At 44.8% G+C, this 21,511-nt stretch carries 28 protein-coding genes; 1 reads left to right on the top strand and 27 read right to left on the bottom strand.

The window, feature by feature from the left end:
- Positions 1-6 precede the first annotated feature (6 nt).
- From ahrC to spoIIIAA, 19 genes are all read right to left on the bottom strand, one after another.
- Positions 7-456, bottom strand: a complete 450-nt coding sequence (ahrC, locus tag D1B31_RS09290) for a transcriptional regulator AhrC/ArgR (RefSeq protein ID WP_118920499.1) — start codon at positions 454-456, stop codon at positions 7-9.
- Between the two features lie 149 nt (positions 457-605).
- On the bottom strand, positions 606-1,448 hold the full coding sequence (locus D1B31_RS09285; RefSeq protein WP_118920498.1) for a TlyA family RNA methyltransferase: 843 nt from the start codon (positions 1,446-1,448) through the stop codon (positions 606-608).
- Positions 1,449-1,450: 2 nt separating this feature from the next.
- Positions 1,451-3,343 carry a 1-deoxy-D-xylulose-5-phosphate synthase gene (gene dxs, locus D1B31_RS09280; RefSeq protein WP_118920497.1) on the bottom strand — a complete coding sequence of 631 codons (1,893 nt, stop codon included), beginning with the start codon at positions 3,341-3,343 and terminating at the stop codon, positions 1,451-1,453.
- A gap of 225 nt (positions 3,344-3,568) precedes the next feature.
- Positions 3,569-4,462, bottom strand: coding sequence for a polyprenyl synthetase family protein (locus tag D1B31_RS09275; RefSeq protein WP_118920496.1), 894 nt, complete (start codon positions 4,460-4,462; stop codon positions 3,569-3,571).
- 3 nt (positions 4,463-4,465) lie between these two features.
- The gene (locus tag D1B31_RS09270; protein ID WP_118920495.1) at positions 4,466-4,699 is read right to left on the bottom strand and encodes an exodeoxyribonuclease VII small subunit; all 234 of its coding nucleotides are present in this window, start codon (positions 4,697-4,699) and stop codon (positions 4,466-4,468) included.
- Between the two features lie 4 nt (positions 4,700-4,703).
- Positions 4,704-6,050, bottom strand: coding sequence for an exodeoxyribonuclease VII large subunit (gene xseA, locus D1B31_RS09265; protein WP_118920494.1), 1,347 nt, complete (start codon positions 6,048-6,050; stop codon positions 4,704-4,706).
- Between the two features lie 181 nt (positions 6,051-6,231).
- Positions 6,232-7,095, bottom strand: coding sequence for a bifunctional methylenetetrahydrofolate dehydrogenase/methenyltetrahydrofolate cyclohydrolase FolD (gene folD, locus D1B31_RS09260; protein ID WP_118920493.1), 864 nt, complete (start codon positions 7,093-7,095; stop codon positions 6,232-6,234).
- 45 nt (positions 7,096-7,140) lie between these two features.
- On the bottom strand, positions 7,141-7,533 hold the full coding sequence (gene nusB, locus D1B31_RS09255) for a transcription antitermination factor NusB (RefSeq protein ID WP_118920492.1): 393 nt from the start codon (positions 7,531-7,533) through the stop codon (positions 7,141-7,143).
- Between the two features lie 189 nt (positions 7,534-7,722).
- Positions 7,723-8,133 carry an Asp23/Gls24 family envelope stress response protein gene (locus D1B31_RS09250; RefSeq protein WP_118920491.1) on the bottom strand — a complete coding sequence of 137 codons (411 nt, stop codon included), beginning with the start codon at positions 8,131-8,133 and terminating at the stop codon, positions 7,723-7,725.
- Between the two features lie 21 nt (positions 8,134-8,154).
- A complete protein-coding gene (accC, locus tag D1B31_RS09245) occupies positions 8,155-9,507 on the bottom strand; it encodes an acetyl-CoA carboxylase biotin carboxylase subunit (RefSeq protein ID WP_118920490.1) in 1,353 nt (450 codons plus the stop codon).
- Positions 9,508-9,512: 5 nt separating this feature from the next.
- Positions 9,513-10,025, bottom strand: coding sequence for an acetyl-CoA carboxylase biotin carboxyl carrier protein (gene accB / locus D1B31_RS09240; protein ID WP_118920489.1), 513 nt, complete (start codon positions 10,023-10,025; stop codon positions 9,513-9,515).
- A 566-nt stretch (positions 10,026-10,591) separates the two neighbouring features.
- Positions 10,592-11,158, bottom strand: a complete 567-nt coding sequence (locus D1B31_RS09235) for a SpoIIIAH-like family protein (protein WP_118920488.1) — start codon at positions 11,156-11,158, stop codon at positions 10,592-10,594.
- Positions 11,159-11,160: 2 nt separating this feature from the next.
- On the bottom strand, positions 11,161-11,823 hold the full coding sequence (spoIIIAG, locus tag D1B31_RS09230) for a stage III sporulation protein AG (RefSeq protein ID WP_420846084.1): 663 nt from the start codon (positions 11,821-11,823) through the stop codon (positions 11,161-11,163).
- Between the two features lie 9 nt (positions 11,824-11,832).
- On the bottom strand, positions 11,833-12,447 hold the full coding sequence (spoIIIAF, locus tag D1B31_RS09225; RefSeq protein ID WP_118920487.1) for a stage III sporulation protein AF: 615 nt from the start codon (positions 12,445-12,447) through the stop codon (positions 11,833-11,835).
- Between the two features lie 12 nt (positions 12,448-12,459).
- Positions 12,460-13,647, bottom strand: a complete 1,188-nt coding sequence (gene spoIIIAE, locus D1B31_RS09220; RefSeq protein WP_118920486.1) for a stage III sporulation protein AE — start codon at positions 13,645-13,647, stop codon at positions 12,460-12,462.
- 32 nt (positions 13,648-13,679) lie between these two features.
- A complete protein-coding gene (gene spoIIIAD / locus D1B31_RS09215; protein ID WP_275670713.1) occupies positions 13,680-14,069 on the bottom strand; it encodes a stage III sporulation protein AD in 390 nt (129 codons plus the stop codon).
- A 16-nt stretch (positions 14,070-14,085) separates the two neighbouring features.
- Positions 14,086-14,289: a stage III sporulation protein AC gene (spoIIIAC, locus tag D1B31_RS09210; protein WP_118920485.1), complete on the bottom strand. Its 204-nt coding sequence runs from the start codon at positions 14,287-14,289 to the stop codon at positions 14,086-14,088.
- An 11-nt stretch (positions 14,290-14,300) separates the two neighbouring features.
- Positions 14,301-14,816 (bottom strand): stage III sporulation protein SpoIIIAB, encoded by a 516-nt coding sequence (gene spoIIIAB, locus D1B31_RS09205; RefSeq protein ID WP_118920484.1) that lies wholly within the window; start codon positions 14,814-14,816, stop codon positions 14,301-14,303.
- Positions 14,817-15,740 (bottom strand): stage III sporulation protein AA, encoded by a 924-nt coding sequence (gene spoIIIAA / locus D1B31_RS09200; protein ID WP_118920483.1) that lies wholly within the window; start codon positions 15,738-15,740, stop codon positions 14,817-14,819.
- 174 nt (positions 15,741-15,914) lie between these two features.
- Between spoIIIAA and D1B31_RS09195 the strand changes: the two genes are divergently transcribed.
- Positions 15,915-16,604, top strand: a complete 690-nt coding sequence (locus D1B31_RS09195) for an SIMPL domain-containing protein (RefSeq protein WP_118920482.1) — start codon at positions 15,915-15,917, stop codon at positions 16,602-16,604.
- Between the two features lie 40 nt (positions 16,605-16,644).
- Here D1B31_RS09195 and D1B31_RS09190 read toward each other — a convergent pair whose 3' ends face one another.
- From D1B31_RS09190 to D1B31_RS09155, 8 genes are all read right to left on the bottom strand, one after another.
- A complete protein-coding gene (locus D1B31_RS09190; RefSeq protein WP_240035228.1) occupies positions 16,645-17,223 on the bottom strand; it encodes a TlpA family protein disulfide reductase in 579 nt (192 codons plus the stop codon).
- A 102-nt stretch (positions 17,224-17,325) separates the two neighbouring features.
- Positions 17,326-17,451, bottom strand: coding sequence for a CcmD family protein (locus tag D1B31_RS09185; protein ID WP_118920481.1), 126 nt, complete (start codon positions 17,449-17,451; stop codon positions 17,326-17,328).
- 12 nt (positions 17,452-17,463) lie between these two features.
- Positions 17,464-18,225, bottom strand: a complete 762-nt coding sequence (locus D1B31_RS09180; RefSeq protein ID WP_118920480.1) for a cytochrome c biogenesis protein — start codon at positions 18,223-18,225, stop codon at positions 17,464-17,466.
- Between the two features lie 3 nt (positions 18,226-18,228).
- The gene (locus D1B31_RS09175) at positions 18,229-18,909 is read right to left on the bottom strand and encodes a heme exporter protein CcmB (protein ID WP_118920479.1); all 681 of its coding nucleotides are present in this window, start codon (positions 18,907-18,909) and stop codon (positions 18,229-18,231) included.
- Entirely contained in the window at positions 18,906-19,610 is a 705-nt protein-coding gene (locus D1B31_RS09170) for an ABC transporter ATP-binding protein (protein ID WP_118920478.1), read from the bottom strand. Before D1B31_RS09170 ends, D1B31_RS09175 begins: the two co-directional genes overlap by 4 nt.
- Positions 19,611-19,633: 23 nt before the next feature.
- Positions 19,634-20,626 carry a hypothetical protein gene (locus D1B31_RS09165; RefSeq protein WP_118920477.1) on the bottom strand — a complete coding sequence of 331 codons (993 nt, stop codon included), beginning with the start codon at positions 20,624-20,626 and terminating at the stop codon, positions 19,634-19,636.
- Positions 20,623-20,994: a hypothetical protein gene (locus D1B31_RS09160; RefSeq protein WP_118920476.1), complete on the bottom strand. Its 372-nt coding sequence runs from the start codon at positions 20,992-20,994 to the stop codon at positions 20,623-20,625. The genes D1B31_RS09165 and D1B31_RS09160 overlap by 4 nt, the downstream gene beginning before the upstream one ends.
- Before the next feature lie 12 nt (positions 20,995-21,006).
- On the bottom strand, positions 21,007-21,510 hold the full coding sequence (locus D1B31_RS09155) for a cytochrome c-type biogenesis protein (protein WP_118920475.1): 504 nt from the start codon (positions 21,508-21,510) through the stop codon (positions 21,007-21,009).
- Between the last annotated feature and the right edge of the window lies 1 nt (position 21,511).

The following is a 21,511-nucleotide window of genomic DNA, read 5'->3' as shown; positions in this document are numbered from 1 at the left end:
CCCCGTTTAAAGCATTTCAAGGAATTTGTTTGTGATTGTTTCCGTATCTTCGGGCGTTCTGCAAATAATTAATAATGTATCGTCGCCGCAGATGGTTCCTAGGATTTCTTCCCAATCCAAATTGTCAATTAAAGCCCCAATTGCCATTGCGTTTCCGGGAAGTGTCTTCATCACCAAAAGATGCCCGGCGGAATCGACCCTCACAAACGCATCAATAAGAGAACGTTTGAGTTTTTGCATAGGATTGAAACGCTGGTCCGATGGAAGGCTGTATTTGTACCTTCCGTCAAGCAAAGGAACTTTCAGGAGATGAAGTTCCTTGATATCCCTGGAAACAGTCGCCTGTGTTACATTATAGCCCTGTCTCTTTAATTCATCGACTAATTCATCCTGGGTTTCGATTTCATTATTCGCGATAATTTCTCTAATTTTAATATGGCGCTGGCCTTTGTTCATTTATATCACTCCATTAGGCATTCAAAACATTTGCACGGTTTGCGAATTATGTCGTTTATACATCATATGTTAGCCCATTTCCCGTTTCTTGTACATTGTTTCTTTCGGAGAAAAAAGGAAAAACGCCAAAGAAAAAGGATAAGCGGTGCTTACCCTTCTTCGGTGTGTTTTGTTTTTAATGTTTTGTGTGCTTCTTTTACGATTTGGTCAGGCCCGCTTTGCAGCAGGTTTTCTCCGCCTTTTTCATTCCCTTCCCAACGAAGATGCAGGAGGAATTCAATATTCCCGTCCCCGCCGGTTATAGGCGAGTAGGATAGACCGGAAACGTTAAACTTCAGTTGCAGAGCCAGGGCAATCGTTTTCTCCAATACAGCCAAATGGACTTTCTCATCCCTGACAATTCCTTTTTTTCCGACCTGTTCCCTGCCTGCCTCAAACTGTGGTTTGACAAGGGCGATAACATCGCTGTTTGGGACTAACAAGCCTGCCAAAACAGGAAGAATCAATGACAAGGAAATGAACGAGACATCAATTGTTGCAAAATCGGGAAGCCCTCTTTGAAGATCGGCGGGCGTCACATAACGGAAATTGGTCCGTTCCATTACCACGACCCGCTCATCTTGCCGAAGCTTCCAGGCTAGCTGGTTATAACCAACATCAAGCGCATAGGACATTTTTGCTCCGTTTTGCAGTGCGCAGTCCGTAAAACCACCAGTAGATGATCCGATATCAAGCATCGTTTTGCCGGAAACGTCAACATTAAATACTTGAAGGGCTTTTTCAAGCTTAAGGCCACCCCGGCTAACATACGGAATCGCATTTCCTTTGACTGTCAAAGGAAGATCCGCATTTATTTTTTCTCCCGGCTTATCAAGCCGCTGTTCATTTGAATACACAAGCCCGGCCATAACGGCCCGCTTCGCTTTTTCTCGCGTCTCCGAAAGTCCTCTTTCCACGAGCAGGACATCCAGTCGCTCTTTTCTAACTTTCATGCCTACGCCCTCTGTTGTTTTTTGGCTGCAAGAATGCTTAGCCGTCTGACGGCATCCTCTACCGTAAAGTCTATTTCTTCAAGAAGTTGATCGACGCTGCCATGCTCAATGAACTCATCTGGTATACCCATTCTGTCAATAACATTATGGAAATAGCCGTGGTCATGTGCATATTCAAGGACGCTGCTTCCAAACCCGCCCTGCAAGACTGCTTCTTCAATCGTCAGAATCGGCATGCCGTCTTCAAGGATTCCCGAAAGCATGTCGCCATCCAACGGCTTGATGAAGCGCGCATTTACGACCTTTACGGAAAGCCCCCGGCTCTCCATTTCAGACGCAGCTTCCAAAGCCATTTGGATGGTCGTTCCAAAGGTCAGAATTGCTGCATCACGGCCATCTTTTAATATTTCCCAAGTGCCTATCTGGATTTGTTTGAAGGTTTCATCCATCGGGACCCCAAGTCCGTTACCGCGAGGGAATCGCATTGCAATGGGGCCCTCATCATATTTTAAGGCCGTGTAGACCATATGTTGCCCTTCATTTTCATCCTTTGGCATCATCAGCACAAGATTAGGCACATGCCTGAGGAACGCAATATCAAAAACACCCTGATGGGTTTCGCCATCCGCCCCGACAAGGCCCGCCCTGTCAATGCCGATAAAAACGTTAAGGTTTTGCCTGCATATGTCATGGACAACCTGGTCATATGCCCGTTGTAGGAACGTGGAGTATATCGCCAAAAACGGTTTCATGTTCTGCGTGGCAAGACCTGCGGCCAGTGTTGCAGCATGCTGCTCCGCAATCCCGACATCAAACATCCTGTCTGGAAATTCCGATGCGAACCCTTCAAGCTTCGAACCGACAGGCATTGCAGGTGTAATTGCGACAACCCGCTCATCCTTGCGAGCAATTTTTCGTACTGTTTCACTGACAAGTCCGCTCCAGGATGGAGGGGCAAATGACGGTTTTACAAAATCACCCGTATTCATTTTATAAGGGCCCGTTCCATGCCAAGTTCCGATTTTATCCGATTCTGCAGGATGGTAGCCCTTTCCCTTTTTGGTAATCACGTGAAGGATGACCGGCCCTTCAATCTTCTTAGCATAAGCAAGATTTTCAAAAAGGTCTTCAAAATTATGTCCATCTACTGGACCTAAATAAGTAAAACCCATCTCTTCAAAGAACATTCCAGAAACTAGCATGTATTTAAGACTATCTTTTACCCTCTCCGCCGTTGCTGCAAGGACGCCCCCAACTGCCGGGATTTTTTTAATCAGCCATTCAATGTCATCTTTAACCCCATTGTATTTGCCAGATGTCCTTAGTCTGCCTAGTACGTTATGAAGAGCACCGACGTTTGGAGCAATTGACATTTCATTGTCATTCAGGATTACAATCATGTTTGTTTTTTCATGTCCGATATGATTCAATGCCTCAAGCGCCATTCCACCGGTAAGGGCTCCGTCACCGATGACAGGCAGGATATAGCTCTTTTCCTTTTTCAAATCCCTTGCAATTGCCATTCCCATGGCAGCAGAAAGAGAAGTCGAGCTGTGGCCTGTTTCCCAAACATCATGAGCGCTTTCGGAGCGTTTCGGGAAACCGCAAAGCCCCTTGAATTGCCTGAGGGTATCAAATTCACACGCCCTGCCTGTAAGGATTTTATGAACATATGATTGGTGGCCGACGTCCCAAATAATCTTATCCTTCGGGCTATCAAAACACTTATGGAGCGCCAGGGTCAATTCAACAACACCCAAATTCGGTCCGATATGGCCTCCTGTCAAGGAAAGCTTTTCAATTAGAAAACTGCGTATTTCCTCGCCTAATTGTTCCAGTTGTGCATTTGACATCCCTTTTAAAAAGGACGGATCTTTAATCGATGTTAGATCCAAAGAGGATCACTCACTTTCATTGCATAGTATGCCAAAATTAATTTAATCTCTATTTATTATAAAGGAATAAGCAGATACCTCAAGGAAATATGAACATTTAGCCTATTATTTCCTTAAAATGATATAAAATAAGCCGCTAGCACCCTAGTGTTAACGGCAACAATCAATCCAATGTTCATTTAGCAAGTTTATTGTAACACAATCCTGTCTGTCCCTCAAACGCACTTATGAGTTTCTCGTCGCCACCATTTCGGTGATTTCTAGTAAAAAGGATGTATTTAGACCTGTCAGCCCCAATTGTTCCCTGGCCATTGTAATGTGATGATCGAGAGCCTGTTTCGCTCCTTCAAGAGTCAACAGCCTCGGATAAGTGCTTTTATGATTTGCCGTATCACTGCCAACACGTTTACCGAGTGCCAGTTCATCTCCTTCAACGTCAAGGATGTCATCCCGAATTTGAAATGCCAAGCCAAGATGATAGGCAAACCTAGAAAGGATCGTAAGCTTTTCCTGGTCAGCACCGGAAAGAATGGAGCCCGCCAGGACGCTGAATTCAAGAAGGCGGCCAGTTTTATTAAGATGAATGGATTCTAACTCGGCAAGTGTCAGCTCCTTGTCTTCCCCTTCCATGTCTGCAGCCTGCCCACCGACCATCCCGCTCGCACCGGCCGCTTTTGCAAGCCCTGTGACAAGTTTTATTTTCTTATCGGCTCCTGCATGTTCATCTGGAATCGTCCCAATCAGCTCGAAGCTGTGGGTTAAAAGTGCATCACCCGCCAAGATGGCCATTGCCTCCCCGAAAACCTTATGGTTGGTGGGCTTTCCTCTCCTTAAATCGTCATTATCCATACTAGGCAAATCATCATGAATCAAGGAGTAAGTATGGACCATTTCAATGGCGGCCGCCGTCGTTACACCATGTGCCGGATTTTTGCCGAAAGCATCCATCGCCGCGAACACGAGCATCGGCCTAATACGTTTACCACCTGCTTCAAGAGAATAGGCCATCGCCTCTTTCAGTGATGAAGGCGCATCAAGGTTTTGGACCGATGAACGGAGTGTGTTCTCAAGTAGCTGTTTGTATTCTTTTATTTTTTCGTTCAAAAGTCCACCCTCCATTTCCTATTCCTCCCCATCTACGGAGAAAGGCACATTTCGGCCATCCTCGGTAATAATCTGTGTTAACTGTTCCTCTACATTTTTTAGTTTATCATGGCATAGTTTCGATAATTCCATGCCTTCTTTATAAAATCCAATTGCCTCCTCGAGGGGAACATCCCCTTCCTCAAGCCGTTCTACAATCCGTTCCAAATGTTCCATCGCCTGTTCAAACGTAAGTTTTTTTTCCTCTTCCATTTTATTATTCCTCCAGTTTATCTTCTATTGTACATAGCAGACCGCCATCCGCTACTCTAATTGTCACCTTGTCGCCTATTGCCACCTGCTCAGTCGTTTTAATTAGTTGCTGCTCTTCTGTATAGGCAAGACTGTAACCCCGCTCCATAATCTTGAGCGGATTAAGCGCCTCCAAAGAGGCTACAGTTTTTCCGAATTCAGCTTTTTTTGCCAAAAGAATTTGATTCATTGCCCGTATTAGCTCCCGTTTCCTTCGTTCATGCTCGGAAACAGCCTCACCAAGAAGCTGAAGTGGATTATTTCTCCTAAGCCTTCTATCGGCAAGGGTATGGCTTTCTCTTTTTGAAGAAACCATCCTGCTTGTTCCCTTGGTTAGACTTTCGGTCAGCCTGTCCAGCTGCTCAAGCTTCTGCTCATAAAGACGTCGGGGATAACGGAAAGCGTAGGATCGCTGGATTCTCTCCAGGCGTTCTTTTTGGAAACTGAACTTCTCCTTCATCGCGCGGATCAACCTGCCCTGGCGCTGAAGAACTCGTTCCAAAAGCTCGTCAATATGGGGTACAGCCAGTTCGGCCGCGGCTGTTGGAGTTGGCGCACGTAGATCAGCTACATAATCGGCAATTGTAAAGTCTGTTTCATGTCCGACTGCTGAAATAACAGGAATGGTCGATTCAAAGATAGCCCTGGCAACTTGTTCCTCGTTAAAAGCCCACAGTTCCTCGATTGAGCCGCCGCCCCGTCCCACAATCAAGACATCAATATCTCCAGCCACGTTTGCTTTTCTAATTGCCTCTGCAACCGATTTACCGGCATTTTCACCCTGGACGAGTGCGGGAAACACAATCATTTTGGCAATCGGGTAGCGGCGCTTAATCGTTGTTATGATATCCCTGATGGCCGCACCAGTCGGGGAAGTGATGATTCCAATTGATTTTGGAAAGGCAGGAAGCTCTTTTTTTAGTTCGCGCCTGAAAAGGCCTTCCGCTTCCAGCTTTTTTTTCAACTGCTCATACGCAAGGAATAACTCCCCAATCCCGTCCGGCTTCATTTCCTTAATATAAATTTGATACTGCCCGCTCGCTTCATAAACCGAAATCTCGCCCCTTACAATGACTTTCATTCCATTTTCGGGTACGAATTTCATTCCTCGAGCATTTCCCGCGAACATGACTGCAAGAATTCTCGAACGATCGTCTTTTAATGTCAGGTACATATGGCCACTGGAATGTTGCTTGAGATTGGATATTTCTCCTTTTAGGAAAATATCCTGCAGATGCGGGTCCGCATCGAATTTTCTTTTTATGTATTTTGTCAGTGCAGTTACGGTTAAATAACGATTTGCTTCCTGCATGAATAAAAACTCCCTGCTTTACGGTCATAAATGCTTTTAAAAATAAAACTGCCCTCTTCCATTATAAGTTTAGATTCCCTATCCGTCACGGGGAAGAAATCGAACTTAATGGAAAAGGGCTTTTGCTTTTATAGCCGGCGCTAACGGTTAGGTTGCACAACGGCTAAAACATATCGATATATCAGGCGTTGTGTAGCACTGACTTTGACTGTCTGGCTGCTTTCAGTGTGTTAAAGAGAAGCATGGTAATGGTCATCGGGCCTACTCCACCAGGAACGGGCGTAATATATGAGGCTTTATCGGCAACTTCCGGATGGACGTCTCCGCAAAGCTTTTCATGCTCGTCACGATTAATACCAACATCAATCACAATAGCGCCTTCTTTGATATGGCTTGAACGGATAAAGTTTGGCTTCCCGATTGCGGCAACAATAATATCCGCCTGGGATGTGTGGTAGCCAAGATCCCTGGTCCTTGAATGGCAATATGTAACCGTAGCATTTTCATTCAGGAATAGCTGTCCCGCCGGCTTTCCGACAATGTTGCTCCTGCCCACAATCACCACATGTTTACCGGAAATCTCTATGCCTGTTTCCTCTAGCATAATCATAACTCCATAAGGCGTACACGGAAGAAACGAATCCTGGCCAGTCATCATCCTTCCAATGTTAAGTGGATGGAATCCATCAACATCTTTTTCTGGTGAAATCGCCTCAATGACGCTCTTTTCCTGGATATGATCCGGAAGCGGAAGCTGAACGAGAATGCCATGGACATCTTCGCGTTTATTCAATTCCTCAATCTTCTTTAAAAGTTCTTGCTGACTGACATCTTCCGGTAATGAAATCAGAAATGACTCCATCCCTACTTCAGCACAAGCTTTCTCTTTGTTATTCACATATGTTTTCGAAGCGTGATTATTCCCGACAAGGATCACAGCGAGCCCAGGCATGATATTTTCTTCCCTCAATGCCCGTACTTCATCCGCTATTTCCCGCCTTTTTTTCTTTGCAATTTCTTTTCCACTGATTACTTTTGCTCCCATCCTGATTCCTCCTTAGTCCCGAAGAAGACCATCATGCACCAAAAGTTAACCCAATTGCTGTTTCACCTTTGAAAGGACACCGTTAATGAATTTGCTTGATTGATCATCTCCATAAAGCTTGGCTATTTCAATAGCCTCATCCAATACAACATTGGCAGGCACTTCATCAGAGCAGTACTTTAATTCGTACGTTCCCAGCCTAAGTAAGTTCCTATCAACCGCAGCAAGCCTTTCCATTGACCACTTTTCAAGATTTTCACTGATTAAACTGTCAATGTCGTGTCTATGTTCAACTGCGCCATTTACAAGCTTGGTTAAGTATGAATCAGGGGATTCCCCTTCAAGCACATGCTCAATGGCTGAAGCCGGTTCAGCTTCACTAACATCAATCTGGAAAAGCGCCTGAAGTGCCTTTTCTCTTGCTGTCCTTCTTTTCATTATACAATTAGCTCCTTTTGAAAAAATATCTAATTTGGACAATTTTCGTACATTTCTTGTGTCTGAATGACTAGAATCCCCCAAGCAAATAATAGCATAAAGCATTCTCCAATGCAGTGTTAAAAACAGAAAGGAACCGGAAGCAGGCTTGCTTCCAGTTCCCCCATTTCGTTGTTTCTGTTTCTCTGCTTATATTTCCTCTTCGATTTCCGGCTGATCCTGCTTTGGGCTCTCAAATTGGATGCCGACAATATGGATGTTGACTTCCTCTGTTTCAAGCGCCGTCATATTCAGCAGGGCCTGACGGATGTTATCTTGTACTTTTTGGGCCACGGATGGAATCGATACACCGAACTTCATCATGCAAAAGACGTCAACCTTTATACCTGAATCCGTCAGTTCCACTTTTATTCCTTTGCCATGGTTTTTCTTGCCGAGTTTTTCTACGACCCCGGTGGCAAAGTTTCCTCTCATCGACGCAACGCCTTCAACTTCGGATGCAGCAATACCGGCAATTACTTCAATGACTTCAGGGGCGATTTCAACTTTCCCATGGCCGCTCATTCCTTCGTTCATTTCCAAAATACCATTTTCGTACATTCCGTACACCTCCAGGTATATCTAGGATTTCATCACTTCATACAATTCTAGAAACTTCGTATTGAACTCCCCGCCCACAAATTTTTCATGCTCCAATAATCTTAAGTGGAAAGGGATTGTAGTATGGATTCCCTCAATAACAAATTCCGAAAGCGCCCTTTTCATTCGCGCAATCGCTTCGTCCCTGGTGCTTCCATACGTGATGACTTTCGCTATCATTGAATCATAATAAGGTGGAATTGTATAGCCCGGATACGCGGCTGAATCGACCCTGACACCGATTCCCCCCGGAGGAAGATACATTTTGATCCTTCCGGCAGACGGCATAAAATTCTTTTCGGGATTTTCGGCATTGATCCGGCACTCAATTGACCAACCGTTGAACGTAACGCTTTCCTGGTCAAGGCTGAGTTTTTCTCCTGAAGCAACCATAATCTGCTCCTTAATGAGATCTACTCCTGTAACCATTTCAGTAACTGGGTGTTCCACCTGTATCCGTGTATTCATTTCCATGAAGTAGAACTTCCTGTTGCGGTAGTCATATATAAATTCTACCGTACCAGCGCCTGTATAATCAACCGCTTTCGCCGCTTTTACAGCCGCATCCCCCATTTCCTCCCTCATTTCAGAGTCAAGGGCGGGGGAAGGCGTCTCTTCAAGCAATTTTTGGAGACGGCGCTGAATTGAACAATCCCGCTCCCCAAGATGGATTGTATTGCCGTAAGTGTCGGCGAGGACCTGAATTTCAACATGGCGGAAATCTTCAATGAATTTCTCGATGTACACTCCAGGGTTACCAAAAGCTGTCGCGGCTTCCTGCTGCGTTATGTTTATACCCTTTATTAGCTCCTGTTCATCCCTGGCAATCCGGATTCCTTTTCCTCCACCTCCGGCTGTCGCCTTAATGATGACCGGATAGTGGATTTCTTTCGCCAGCTCAATCGCTTGATCAATGTCTTTAATAATTCCCCTGGATCCCGGAACGATTGGAACTCCAGCTTCCCTCATCGTTTCGCGGGCGATGTCCTTCGTTCCCATCCTCGTAATCGCTTCGGGGCTCGGCCCGACAAAAATGATATTGACCTCACGGCATAGTTCGGCAAACGCGGCATTCTCAGCCAAAAAACCGTAGCCGGGATGAATGGCATCACAGCCTGTAAGCTTTGCAACACTGATAATATTGGTGAAGTTCAAATAACTGTCTTTTGATGATGTTGGTCCGATACAGTATGCTTCATCTGCAAGCTGTACATGAAGGGATTCACGGTCAGCCTCCGAATGGACGGCAACCGATTCAATGCCTAGGTCGCGGCAGGCGCGGATGATCCTGACGGCAATTTCCCCCCTGTTTGCAATCAATAGTTTTTTAATCATTCTGTTTAACGCTCCCCGGTTGCTTTTACTAGGAATAGCGGCTGGCCATACTCCACCAACTGGCCGTCTTTCACAAGAACTTCTACAATTTCACCGTTTACTTCCGCTTCGATTTCATTAAAAAGCTTCATTGCTTCCACAATGCAGACGACAGAATCAGAGCTTATTTTTGAGCCAGGCTTCACATATGGATCGGCTTCAGGTGATGGGGATTGATAAAAGGTACCAACCATCGGGGAAACGATTTTATGTAACTCTTCCTGATCATTCCCTGCCGCAGCAGCCTCAGGTTGTTGAACAGGAGCCAGTGAAGCTGGCGCTGGTTGGGCCACAGGCGCTGGTTGGGCCGCCGGTACTGCCTGGACAACTTGAAGCGGTTGCTGTGAGACAACAACACCCTTGTCTTGGGCGTGTTTTTTCATCTTAATTTTAGAGCCTTCACTTTCATAAACAAACTCATCAATACTTGATTGGTCTATAAGTTTAATTATTTCACGAATTTCCTGTACTTTTAACACAATTGCAGCACTCCTTCAAATTTATGACTAGATAATAATACTATACGATAACAGCTAGTACAAATTCAATATCGAAACAAAGCAACCATCTCTTCTTCATTTTACATGTTGAGCAGGCAAAAATAAATTTTTGGAGTGGAAATTATTTATTCCTCTATAATAGAATGCACTTAACTTTTTAACTTGGTTGTTGATTTTCGCTCCACAAAGGAAGGCTCCCGTGAACAATCTTCGCAGAGACAGGCGTTCTTTGCCTGTCTCGAGGCGCTTCGCTTTCCGCGGGGCGTCAGTGGAGCCTCCTCGGCGCTATGGCGCCTGTGGGTTCTCCACCTTCGCTACATCCCGCAGGACAAATAGCTTCCTCGAATAGTCTTTGCACGAAGGAAATGCGATAGCAAAAGGAAAGCTTCCGTGAATTGCCTCGCAGGAATTATGCGATAGCATAATTCACGATTTTCGAGGAGTCTTCGCGCCTTCCGCTTCAATCAACGATGTACAACTCTTTAGTCCAGCCTATAATTCAGCAAAAAACGAAAAACCGGACCTGTGACGGCCCGGCTATGTCATTATTTTGCTGGCTTGAATTCAACAGCGGTAATTTTCATCGATCCAATTTCGCTTCTGACCAGCTGGATAATCTCATTGGCAGCTTTGGCAGAATGTTTTTCCTTCGTTTTTACAGTCACTCTTACATGGTCCCCGTCAGCCCGAACTAATGCATCTTCATAACCCATCGTCTGTTTCAGCAAGGCCTCCAGGATTTCTTCCTTGCGGCCAATTTCAGTCAGTTCGGCAATTTTATCTAGTGCTTCACTCTTTTTTATCGCGGGTAGATCAGCAGACCCTGCCTGGATTTCGTACTCCTCTATTTGCTGATTGCGCGTATCAGTCAATTTGAGCCTTAGTGATTCGAATCCCTCTCCACTGGCCGTTTCAGTCACAGTTGTTTTGCCATCTTCTGAAGTAGCAGTCGGATTCTCCTTGGATCCGGCCTTTTCTTTCGCCTTTTCAGTTGTTGAGGCAAAATCATTTTTCGTTTGCGATTGAGGCTCAGATGTAATGTAGTAAACGGACAAAACAATAACAAGGCTCAGCATCGTTAACAGCCAGACAGTTTGTTTTTTTAACAGCATTCTTAGGAATCCCCCTTCGTTTTTTTAGCCATTACGGCAACCCGGTGGCTCGGCACCCCTAGTGACCGGGTAACTGCTTCAATAATCCATTTTTTCACTTCTATGTTATCCGCCCCGCGGGCTACGACAAGGACTCCGCGAATTTCGGGTTTTTTAGTTTCTATGACAATCGGCTCTTCTTTTTCTCCATTCCGGATGATCACGAGCTGCTCATCGACGGAGGCGTCCTCTACATCCCTTGTTCCGCCTTCCCGGTCCTTCTCAGTGGTTGTCTGCCTTTTTGTCACTCTGTTCTTCTCAAGAACCTTCAATTCAGTCGAATCGACGTTTACCAAGACTGTAACGTCATCCACTCCCAGCATATCCTCCAGAGCTTCCTTCAACTGACTCTCATAGGCCCGTTCAAAATCCGAAGCCGTTATTTTTTTCGAAGATTTTTTTTGCCCAAATGCCGGAACCTCTTGGCCCTCTCCCTCTAGTTGAGAGGCAACAGGCACATCGAGCCCCTGTTTCTCAGGCAAAAGAATATTCCCCACAAGCATAAATACCGCACCTATGCAGAGGACAAGAGCCATATACTGATATTTGTGCTTCTTCTTATCCGAATCCGCACCTCCGAAGAACTTGCTTTTCATCCATGCCAACAGGCCAGTCTTTTCGTTCACAATTCCCAGTCATCTCCCTTCAACGGTTACCTCTATTGCCTTCAGCCGTATATTCCATTTTTCCGCTAAACATTCTGCTGCCAATTTTTCCAGTTCTGAGCGGCTTTGAGCCGGCCGTGCTGCAACAGCTTGGATATTCACTACTTCGACAGGTTGAATTGGATTACTGTTTTTATCAGGCCATTTTAAAAGGACCGCGACTTTTCTTACCTGATCAGGGAGATTCTGCCCATCCTCCAATTCCGCGTCAATTGATATAGTTGCTATCTGAAGCCCGAATCGTTTCATCAACTCCTCTTGTGCGTCCTCTTTTAATTGGACAGCCATTTGTTCTAAAATATATGCTTGCTGTGATGCTTGTATTTCTTTTTTCTTTATTTCTATTAAAGTTTTACTATTTTTATTAGTTTCAGAGCTTTCAAACGCGGGAATGGAAGCCATTGCTTTATTAAAATCACTTGAAATAAGCTTTAGGACCGGCCCAAGAATAATGGCAATAAGCAATAGCCCAGTTACTATTTTCGTGTATTTTTGCATAGCTGAATTGGGTAAAAGCATGTCAATGACTGTGGCGAGAAGAATGAACAAAATGATATTCGTTACCCACTCTATTAAAAAATCCATTGTCCCACGCTCCTACCTCATCATCATCGTAATATTTCCAGCTGCTACGATCACAGTGATACAAAGAAAAAACATCAAGGAAACAATGCCAAGTGCGGCAAAAACATAGATGATACTTTTGCCGATCGTATCAAGGCAGGAAATGATCGGCCCCCCGCCAAGCGGCTGAAGTATGGCTGCGGCAAATTTATAAATAAATGCAATCATCAGGATTTTTATGGCCGGGAAAGCCACAATAAACAAAAGAATGGCCACACCTGCAATTCCGACAGTATTTTTCAGCAAAACCGAGGCGCTGATAACTGTATCTGCCGCATCGGTGAAAGCTCTGCCAATGACAGGCACAAAATTTCCTGTGATAAATTTGGCGGTTCGGATGGCGACTCCATCCGAGACAGCAGATGAAGCCCCCTGAACCGATAAGACCCCCAGAAATACGGTCAAGAAAATGCCTAGGAGGCCAATACTCCAATTCCTCAGCATTCCCGCAAGCTGGCTGACCTTGTAGTGCTCGGACATTGTACTGACGATACTGAGTAATGTTGATAGAAACAGAAGCGGAAGCACGACATGCTCAATCAAGAGCCCGCTCGTATTCATTAAAAAGAGGACAACAGGGTGAAAAAATGCAGCCGATACGACACCTCCCGAGGCAGCAATCAACCCCAGTAATAGAGGGACCAGCGCTAGGATAAAAGACATCATCGTCTGGATTGTTTCATTTGTAAATTGGATGACAACATGGAAACTGTTCAGCGCAAGGATGACGAGCACCATAAACACAATTGAATAAGCGACCTTACTGATCGTGCTTTTTTCAAATGCGTTTTGCAGCGATTGCAGAAACATGCTGAATACAGTCAAAAGAATCAGAGAACCGAGCAGTTTTCCATTTGAAATAAATTCATGGAAGGCAAATTTCATAAAACCTTTTCCCCATTCACTAAGGGAGAACTGTTTGTCCCCTTTCAGGAAATCATAAAGGCTTCCTTTTTGGCTTTCCGGTAAAAATCCCCCATATTCAGTGGTGATGTTTTCCCAGAAGCCCATCAATTCGGATATATCCATTGCCTTAAGCTGGGATTCGACAAGCTTTTTAGCGGGCTGTGGAGGAGTTTCGGGTGAAGCCAGGGCCCCCGGCAGAAAGGCAAAAAAGAATAGGTAAATGACAATAAAAATTGAGCGGGTAACTTGCTTCATATTTTCACCTCGGCTATAGGGGTGCATGAAAGCTAACTTGGTATCAGTTTAATAATTGTTTCAATCAGCACTGTCAGGATTGGAATTGCCATCGTAAGGATCAAGATTTTCCCGCCGAGTTCAATCTTTGAAGCGATCGCCCCCTGGCCTGCATCCTTCGTCACCTGGGAAGCGAACTCGGCGATATAGGCAATTCCAATGATTTTCAGGATCGTTTCCACATAGACGAGATTAACCTTTGCATTGGTGGCAATCCGCTCGATCATCGAGATAATTTCATAAATTTTATCAATCAGAAACAGAAAAATCGCACAACCGGTAAATAAGACGAGTAAAAACGCAAAATTTGGTTTTTGTTCTTTGATGATCATGGCGAGGAAGGTCGCTGTTAGGGAGATGCCAACAATTTTTAAAATTTCGATTGGATAACCCTCCCCTCTACTGGAACAAAAAGACCGTTTTGATTTTTTGGAAAAGGCCGTCCACAATCGCGGCTACCTGGAACAGAATATAAATAAACCCAAATAATGTTACCCACTGAGCGTATTCTTTCTTTCCCACCTGATCTAGCACCGTGTGCAAAAAGGCAACCACGATTCCGACACCTGCGATTTTAAAAATAATATCGACTTCCAGCCCCATCAAAATCCCCCCTATATCAATACAATGATGACTAGCAGGCCTGAAAGGAAGCCCAGGCTTTTAAGCATTTTTTCATACCTAGCCTGCCTATCCCGCGCCTCGAATTCTTCCCTTTCAAGATGGCTTAACGTGAGCTGAATTTGTTTTTGCTGAGAAATACGGTCATGCCTGCCCAGTGTTTCTCCAAACTGGCGCATAATCTCCAACTCTTCCTTTTTCATCGCTGTCAGCTTCCACGTTTCTTCAAGGCTCTCTTCCCATGCATCCTTTACGGTCGTTTCAGTCATGGCAAGCCTTGCTCCGAACTTTTCAAATAGGCCAGATAAGGGATTCGGGAGTTGGGCAGCTAACCTTCTCGACGCTTCGTGCAAAGGGGTATGTCCATACATAATTTCTGCTTCAAGCGATTGAAGGGCGGCTTTAAGCTGGCGAAGCTGTTTAGGGCGCTCACTAAGATTCTTTGCAAGCTCAAAGCCCGTCCATGTTGTCGCCGCCAAGATAAAAAGGGCACCTAATACCTTTATCATTTAGACCACCTTCACTTTTCGGCTTACCGGCACCCCATCGCGATCAAGTATTCCGGTGATTGTTCCGGGGCCTTCCGATCGCCCAAGGATAATGTAGCGCTCGAATAAACGCATACTGATTATTTTCCTTAGGCTCGGCCTGTTCCTGACTTCCTCTATAGAACCCCCATGAACAGTCGTAATAATTTTTATACCGGCGTGGACGGCCTCCATAATTGCTTCTGAATCCTCTATCCTGCCGACCTCATCCGCAATAATCACATCTGGGCTCATCGAACGGATCAACATCATGATCCCTTCCGCCTTCGGACAGGCATCGAGAACATCCACTCTTGGCCCGAAAGTCAATTGGGGTACTCCAGTGACGCAACCAGCAATTTCAGACCGTTCATCAACTATTCCTGCCTTTTTTGGACTGACCCCGCTTTGTTCTACCCCGCTCGAGACCAGTCTTGCAATATCCCTTAACAGGGTCGTTTTGCCTGTCTGGGGCGGGCCAATAATTAAGGTATGAAGCCAATTTTTTTGATAAATGAATGAAACTAAAGGAAGGGCTATCCCAATTTTTTCTCTGGCAATTCGGATATTGAATGAAGATACATCCCTGATTGCCCTGACTCGGCCTCCTTCGAGAATGACCTTTCCCGCAAGGCCGACCCTGTGCCCTCCAGAAACCGTGATGTAGCCTCTCATCAATTCTTCATCCATTGCATAAATGGAATACTGGCTAATCTTTTGCAAAAAAAGAACGGCGTCCTCGGGCTTCGGGCTGTAAGAGAGAAATATGGGAGCCCCCCGTACCGTCACTTCAAGAGGCCTATTTACTCGAATCCTTATTTCTTCTACATGCTCTTTTAAATGGGAAGGAATGCCTTCGAATGCATGTGTCATTGTTTTAGGCAAAAAGGATAAGATCTTATCCATTGGCAACCTCCTCTTTAAAGCTTTCTCCATTGTTAAAATGTATGCCTGTACAGGCCCAATATGACTGGTTTCCTGCCAATCAGGTAGAATAGAGGCAGGTAGTTATTTTTTCATGATGTTAAAAGTACATTTTTAGTAGGAGTTAAACTCATATAGTGAAAGGATTGAAAGGGTATGGCATTTGGGAGGGATGGCACACAGGAAGTAAACGTGATTAGTGTAAAAGGAGAAGGGACTGTCGCGGCAAAACCGGATACTGCAACAGTCATCGTCGGGGTGACAACAGAACAAAAGGATTTGGTAAGTGCCCAGCAGCAGAATGCAAGGGATGCTGAGAGGCTGGTTCAGGCAATGCTAGGGACAGGCATAACCCCGGAGAATATAAGAACATCCGATTACCGGGTAGAATCAGTGTATGACTTTAAGGAGGGAGCCCAACTCTTTCGCGGTTATAAAGTCACTCATTTATTCCAAACAAAGATTACAGATCTGCAGAAGGTGGGCACGAAAATCGACACAGCGGTCCAAAACGGAGCAAACTTTGTATCGGATATCCATTTTACCTCAAGTAACAGGGATGCCCTTTACAATCAGGCTTTAACCCTTGCCGTGAAAAACGCATACCAAAAAGCTTCAACCATTAGCACAGCAATAGGAGTAAAACTAAACCCAGTGCCGCTCACCATCATTGAAGGACCCGAACAGCCACAGCCATTCCATGAATTCCACACACCCATGGTAAAAGGAATCTCAACCACCCCCATCCAACCCGGCCAACTCTTCATCGAAGCCACCATCACCGCCAAGTACGGGGTATTGAAGCACGGGGACGGTTCCAGTGCCTCACTAAAAAGACTAGACTGAAATACAAAAAAGGATTAAGCCCCGGGGAGCTTAATCCTTTTTAATCATACTTACTGACGAAATTATACAATTCCATTTTTGTTACTGGGCCCTGAATGTATTCCCGAATGACACCTTCTTTGTCAATAACGAACGATTCAGGCTGTTTAAGGACGCCGTACATCTTTGAAACTTTTGAATTGTAATCAAACAAGTAAGTTGAAGAACCCACGTCATGTTTCTCAGTAAACTTTTTCACCCGCTCCCGGGTTTCCCCCCTGTCAATGATCAGCAGTTTATACTGATCGCCATATTCCTTCTCGAAAGCTTCAAGCTCTGGGGCCTCATCAACACAAGGGACACACCAAGTGGCAAAATAGTTCAAGAAAATAACCTGCCCCTTATAGTCCGAAAGCCTTTCCATTTCTCCATCCAGATTTTCAAGTTCGAAATCCGGAGCCGGATCACCCACCCTTGGTATATCAGCCTTGTTGGCCATATTGAAATAAAAATAACCAAACATCCCGACAACCAATAGAAGCACTGTCAGCTTCATAATCTTATTATTCATTGAAGAAGGTTTTGCTTTTTCTTCCACCTGAGGTTCTTCCATTATTGCCTTTAAGTCTTCCTGCTTCATGGCTTTTCCTCCTGTTACAAAATGCTGGCGCAATCGGGCGAAGAACGCATTCTTACACCAACTGGTGCAGGGCCCGGGTTTTAGCGGACCCTGCCGGTCAATCTATTTATCATGAAGCTTCAAAAATTCAATTTCTTTTTTCAATGTGCTCTGCCGTTTTCCTAAAACCACTAGATATCCAAAGATAATGATCCAAGCAACTGAATATGCAGCATACATGTATGTCATGTTAGTGTCCTCCTAATTTTCGATAGATTCTCTTAATTTCTCTTTATACTTGGCAACTTTAATTTTCATATTTTGCAAAGTGACGCCCTTGTTCAGCAAATAAGCATAGAAGAAAGTGAGTGCTACAATAGTCGCTAGAAGAGCTACCAGCATTGTTCCGTCAATTCCTCCGCCTTTTTGAGACGGGCCTTCACCAAAAACGATGGGATGAAACTTCGAATTCCACCAGCGAATTGCGAACCAAACAATTGGGACATCCGCAAAGCCGATAATTCCGAATACAGCCGCAAGCCGTGCTTTTTTCTCCCAGACACCATCCATTTGGTGAATCATAATGTAAGCCATATACACAAACCAAAGAATCAGAGTCGTTGTCAGGCGAGGTTCCCATGCCCACCATGTATTCCAGGAAGATTTTGCCCAAATGGGACCGGTGGTCAAAACGATCGTGGTAAAGACAACGCCGATTTCAGCTGATACAAAGGCAACCGTATCAAAAATGCGCTTCCGTTTGATTAAGAACAGCACACTGAAAACAAATGTTACAAAAAATGCGAGGAATCCTGTCCAGGCTGAGGCAACATGAATATAGAAAATCTTCTGTACTGCTCCCATCGTTATTTCAACCTTGGCATAAATAAAAATCAGATAAATTGCAGCTAGTACAGACACAACCGTGGCACCGAACAAAAGCTTGTGTATAACAGGCTTTCCAAAAGCTTTCGGGCTGGCCTCGCTGAGTGCTGCATGTTGTTTCTCGAGATTTACACTCATCTCCTATACCTCCAACACATATTCTATTAGCAAAAAGCAAAGGACGAAGAAGATCACATCGTAAGCAGCGATCAGCTGCATCCAGGCAATGGCAGTTGGCAGTTTCTCTATATTCGTCAAGATAATCTTAGTAGCCTGGACTCCTCCGATTAATATGGGGCTCGTAATCGGAAACAGAAGAAGCGGCAACAGCATTTCACTGCTCCTTGAGTTTGCTGCCAGTGCTGCCAGGAAGGTTCCTGTAGCGATAAACCCAAAGCTCCCAATAAATAGGACTAGAACGAAGTACGGAAAGCTGCCCATATACTTGAAATCAAATAACAGGAATAAAAACGGCAGGGCAATGATTTCAACGATCAGCATCATTGCCAAATTTGCCATCAGTTTGCCAAGGTAAATGCTTGATGCGTCCATTGGTGCGATCAAAAGCCCCTGAATGGCGTCATTTCTCTGTTCCGAAATGAACGAGCGGTTCAGGCCAAGGATCCCTGAAAAGACGATGATGACCCAAATAACTCCTGGTACAACCGCCTTGGTCAGATTGTTTTGAGGGTCAAAGGCAATACTGAAAATCAGAATGACTAGTCCAGCGAAGATGAGCATGGTCGCCAGGACTTGCTTTGTCTTTAACTCGGACTTCAAATCTTTTGATGCAAGCAGGAGGGCAGGTTTTAAAATATTCATGAAACTCCCTCCACCTGATAAAGATATTTTTTATTTAACGTACTGACTTTTTTATCCACTAACACAAAATCATCGGCTATTTTTCCATTCTTTACGATGATGATTCTGTCGCAAATCTCTGCAGCCTGTTGAAAATCATGGGTAACCATGAGGGTGGTTACCCCCTTCTCCTTCATTCTGAGGATGACGGTGTTTAAGATCGTGATGGCGCCCTGATCCAGCCCTGTGTGTGGCTCGTCAAGGAGGAGAAGTTCCGGCTCATGGACAATCGCTCTCGCGATGGCAATCCTTTGTACCATCCCACGCGAAAAATTTTTTACCGGTTCATTTAAGAAAAAGGACAGTCCTACTTCTTTCACAAGTTCAATCGCCCGCGCCCTTGCGTTTTTTACCCCGTAAAGATTTCCGAAGAAAACAAGGTTTTCAAGGGGAGAATAGTGGTCATAGAGCAAGCTTGAGTGGGGGAGATAACCAAACAGCTTCTTGATTTCAGCTTGATCTTTTTTCAAATCATATCCGCCTATCGTTACCTGCCCGCCAGAGGGCTTAATCAAGGTTGCAATCACTTTTAAAAGTGTGCTTTTCCCGGCTCCATTCGGGCCAAGTATGCCGACTGTTTCCCCTTTTTTAATGGAGAGGTCGATCCCCCTTAGGATCCTTTTGTCGTCTGCCTGTTTTGTCAGCTTTTTTATGTCAATCACTTAGAGACCCTCCCACTCGGCTGTTACTCTACAAATCTCTTAAGTCCCAGCTTAACTTTAACTAAATGCTGCTTATAGGCTTCAATTTTGGCATTATATTCATCCTCGGAAAGCAACCCATTTCCATACGTTTCTTCCAATTCAATAATTTTGTCCATAATGGTATTTTGTTTTGCCATAAGAAGCTTAAATGCTTTTTCTTCCGAATCATTTTCAAGTTTTTCAGCTTCTGCCCTATTTTTTATCCTGAAATAGGAGAAATAGGAGATTCCCGCGATCAAAATAGCACCAAGTACAATCATCAGGATATGGGGATCAAAGCTTTTAAGCGGTGACTGATACCACATACGCAAGTGGCCGGGATTGTGAAAAGCCGGCGATTGCCGCGTAACTGTGCTTTCTCCGCCTGGTGAACCAGCGCCCGCCTGCTGCATTTCTCCTGAACTAGGCTGGATATCCTTGTTATAAACCATGGTGATCGGTTCATTGGCGGGAATGCCTTCGAGACTGTAGCCTACATACTTTTGGTCTTCAAAATTGAAAAGCCCCTGGTTGGTGGCATTTGCACCTTTAAATTCAATGCTGCCCATCCCTTCCGGAACAAGAACCTGCATCATTTGGACTGGATAATCAAACGAAAGATTGATATCCTTTCCAGCCGGCATCCGGTAGCTGTATGGAAGGACGATCGTTTGGTTGGCTGGAATCGGATCGGTTGTCATAAAACCCTTATCTGTCTGCTTGGAAGCAATCTTCCCGTCAAGAAAATTAAGTCCAGTGCTTCCTTCAGGCAATGTGACGGTAAGGACAGCCTCGCCGGCTCCTTCCCCTTTAAATTCAGCGGAGTCCAGATTCGTGTAATTCACCATGTTCATCATATTGGTGGAACCATCTTCTGCGGGGCTGACGACTAAATAGTGCATATCTATTGTGATTTTCGGTTCTGCTGCTAAGACCCCTCCGGATGGGGCCAGCAGCAGAAGTCCGAAGAGAAAAACGGTGACTTTTTTAATCACTGTCCTTCCCCCTTTTTCCTCTTTTGTTTTAAAGAGGCTTCAATTTCGCGTTCCACTTCAGCCATTAGCTCATCATCAATTTTCTTGCTTCCGGCTTCTTCCTCGTCGCGCATAATTTTCGCGACTTGTGTCTCGTATTGCTTCTTCAATTGCCTAAAGTCGCTTTCGGACATCTTATCCATCTTATATTCAAATTCAATTTCATTCAGGGTGGTCAACAAAGCCTCTTTTGTGCCTGCATTGGTCTGGCTTTTCTTTGTATGGTCAAGGAAGGATTCTTCCTTGAACAATGGCATAAGCACCAGGTAAAGACAGCCAAGGACCAGCACAGCAGTCAGCAGTATTGAGATGATTGAAATGCCTTCCATTATGTTCACATCCTAAAGATACTTTTTTCGTTCCTCATCAATGATTGAAGAAAGGATTTCATTCTCCACTTCATCCTGCCCTGTTAACTCATCTAGAGGCACAGCCTCTGTCCCTTTCTTTTTCACCCATTTCCGGATGACGAAGAAAAGTGCTGTTCCAGCTCCTCCAAGTGCGACAAATGGAAGGATCCAGGCTGTCAGGCTAAAGCCTTCTTTTTCAGGGGCTGTAAGAATTTCCTCTCCGTAAATGCCAATGTAGTATTTACGGATTTCGTCTTTATCCATGCCTTTATTCATCATATCAACAAGGTCTTTTTTAAATTCCACCGTCAGGTTGCATGTGTTCGGGTCGCATTCATAATGGTCCTGTCCACATCCGCATGTACAGGAAAACTGTGAAGCAACCGCTTTGAATTCCTTTGATTTATAATCAAATTGCTTTGCCTGCACTTGAGCCAGCGATCCTTGGAACACAACCAGGAAAATCAGCAGACCCGCATAGATTTTTTTCCACATG

The sequence above is a fragment of the Neobacillus notoginsengisoli genome (assembly GCF_003515685.1).
Taxonomy (GTDB): domain Bacteria; phylum Bacillota; class Bacilli; order Bacillales; family Cytobacillaceae; genus Bacillus_D; species Bacillus_D notoginsengisoli.
Note: the sequence above shows the minus strand (reverse complement) of the source record. Positions and strands in the feature narration are given on the sequence as shown.

Excerpts from the sequence above, each read along its gene's own strand:
- ahrC (WP_118920499.1), bottom strand. The coding sequence starts at position 456 with ATGAACAAAGGCCAGCGCCATATTAAAATTAGAGAAATTATCGCGAAT.
- D1B31_RS09285 (WP_118920498.1), bottom strand. The coding sequence starts at position 1,448 with ATGAAAGTTAGAAAAGAGCGACTGGATGTCCTGCTCGTGGAAAGAGGA.
- D1B31_RS09275 (WP_118920496.1), bottom strand. The coding sequence starts at position 4,462 with ATGGAGGGTGGACTTTTGAACGAAAAAATAAAAGAATACAAACAGCTA.
- D1B31_RS09270 (WP_118920495.1), bottom strand. The coding sequence starts at position 4,699 with ATGGAAGAGGAAAAAAAACTTACGTTTGAACAGGCGATGGAACATTTG.
- xseA (WP_118920494.1), bottom strand. The coding sequence starts at position 6,050 with ATGCAGGAAGCAAATCGTTATTTAACCGTAACTGCACTGACAAAATAC.
- folD (WP_118920493.1), bottom strand. The coding sequence starts at position 7,095 with ATGGGAGCAAAAGTAATCAGTGGAAAAGAAATTGCAAAGAAAAAAAGG.
- nusB (WP_118920492.1), bottom strand. The coding sequence starts at position 7,533 with ATGAAAAGAAGGACAGCAAGAGAAAAGGCACTTCAGGCGCTTTTCCAG.
- D1B31_RS09250 (WP_118920491.1), bottom strand. The coding sequence starts at position 8,133 with ATGTACGAAAATGGTATTTTGGAAATGAACGAAGGAATGAGCGGCCAT.
- accC (WP_118920490.1), bottom strand. The coding sequence starts at position 9,507 with ATGATTAAAAAACTATTGATTGCAAACAGGGGGGAAATTGCCGTCAGG.
- D1B31_RS09235 (WP_118920488.1), bottom strand. The coding sequence starts at position 11,158 with ATGCTGTTAAAAAAACAAACTGTCTGGCTGTTAACGATGCTGAGCCTT.
- spoIIIAF (WP_118920487.1), bottom strand. The coding sequence starts at position 12,447 with ATGGATTTTTTAATAGAGTGGGTAACGAATATCATTTTGTTCATTCTT.
- spoIIIAE (WP_118920486.1), bottom strand. The coding sequence starts at position 13,647 with ATGAAGCAAGTTACCCGCTCAATTTTTATTGTCATTTACCTATTCTTT.
- spoIIIAC (WP_118920485.1), bottom strand. The coding sequence starts at position 14,289 with ATGGGGCTGGAAGTCGATATTATTTTTAAAATCGCAGGTGTCGGAATC.
- spoIIIAB (WP_118920484.1), bottom strand. The coding sequence starts at position 14,816 with ATGATAAAGGTATTAGGTGCCCTTTTTATCTTGGCGGCGACAACATGG.
- spoIIIAA (WP_118920483.1), bottom strand. The coding sequence starts at position 15,740 with ATGGATAAGATCTTATCCTTTTTGCCTAAAACAATGACACATGCATTC.
- D1B31_RS09195 (WP_118920482.1), top strand. The coding sequence starts at position 15,915 with ATGGCATTTGGGAGGGATGGCACACAGGAAGTAAACGTGATTAGTGTA.
- D1B31_RS09190 (WP_240035228.1), bottom strand. The coding sequence starts at position 17,223 with ATGAAGCAGGAAGACTTAAAGGCAATAATGGAAGAACCTCAGGTGGAA.
- D1B31_RS09185 (WP_118920481.1), bottom strand. The coding sequence starts at position 17,451 with ATGACATACATGTATGCTGCATATTCAGTTGCTTGGATCATTATCTTT.
- D1B31_RS09180 (WP_118920480.1), bottom strand. The coding sequence starts at position 18,225 with ATGAGTGTAAATCTCGAGAAACAACATGCAGCACTCAGCGAGGCCAGC.
- D1B31_RS09175 (WP_118920479.1), bottom strand. The coding sequence starts at position 18,909 with ATGAATATTTTAAAACCTGCCCTCCTGCTTGCATCAAAAGATTTGAAG.
- D1B31_RS09160 (WP_118920476.1), bottom strand. The coding sequence starts at position 20,994 with ATGGAAGGCATTTCAATCATCTCAATACTGCTGACTGCTGTGCTGGTC.
- D1B31_RS09155 (WP_118920475.1), bottom strand. The coding sequence starts at position 21,510 with ATGTGGAAAAAAATCTATGCGGGTCTGCTGATTTTCCTGGTTGTGTTC.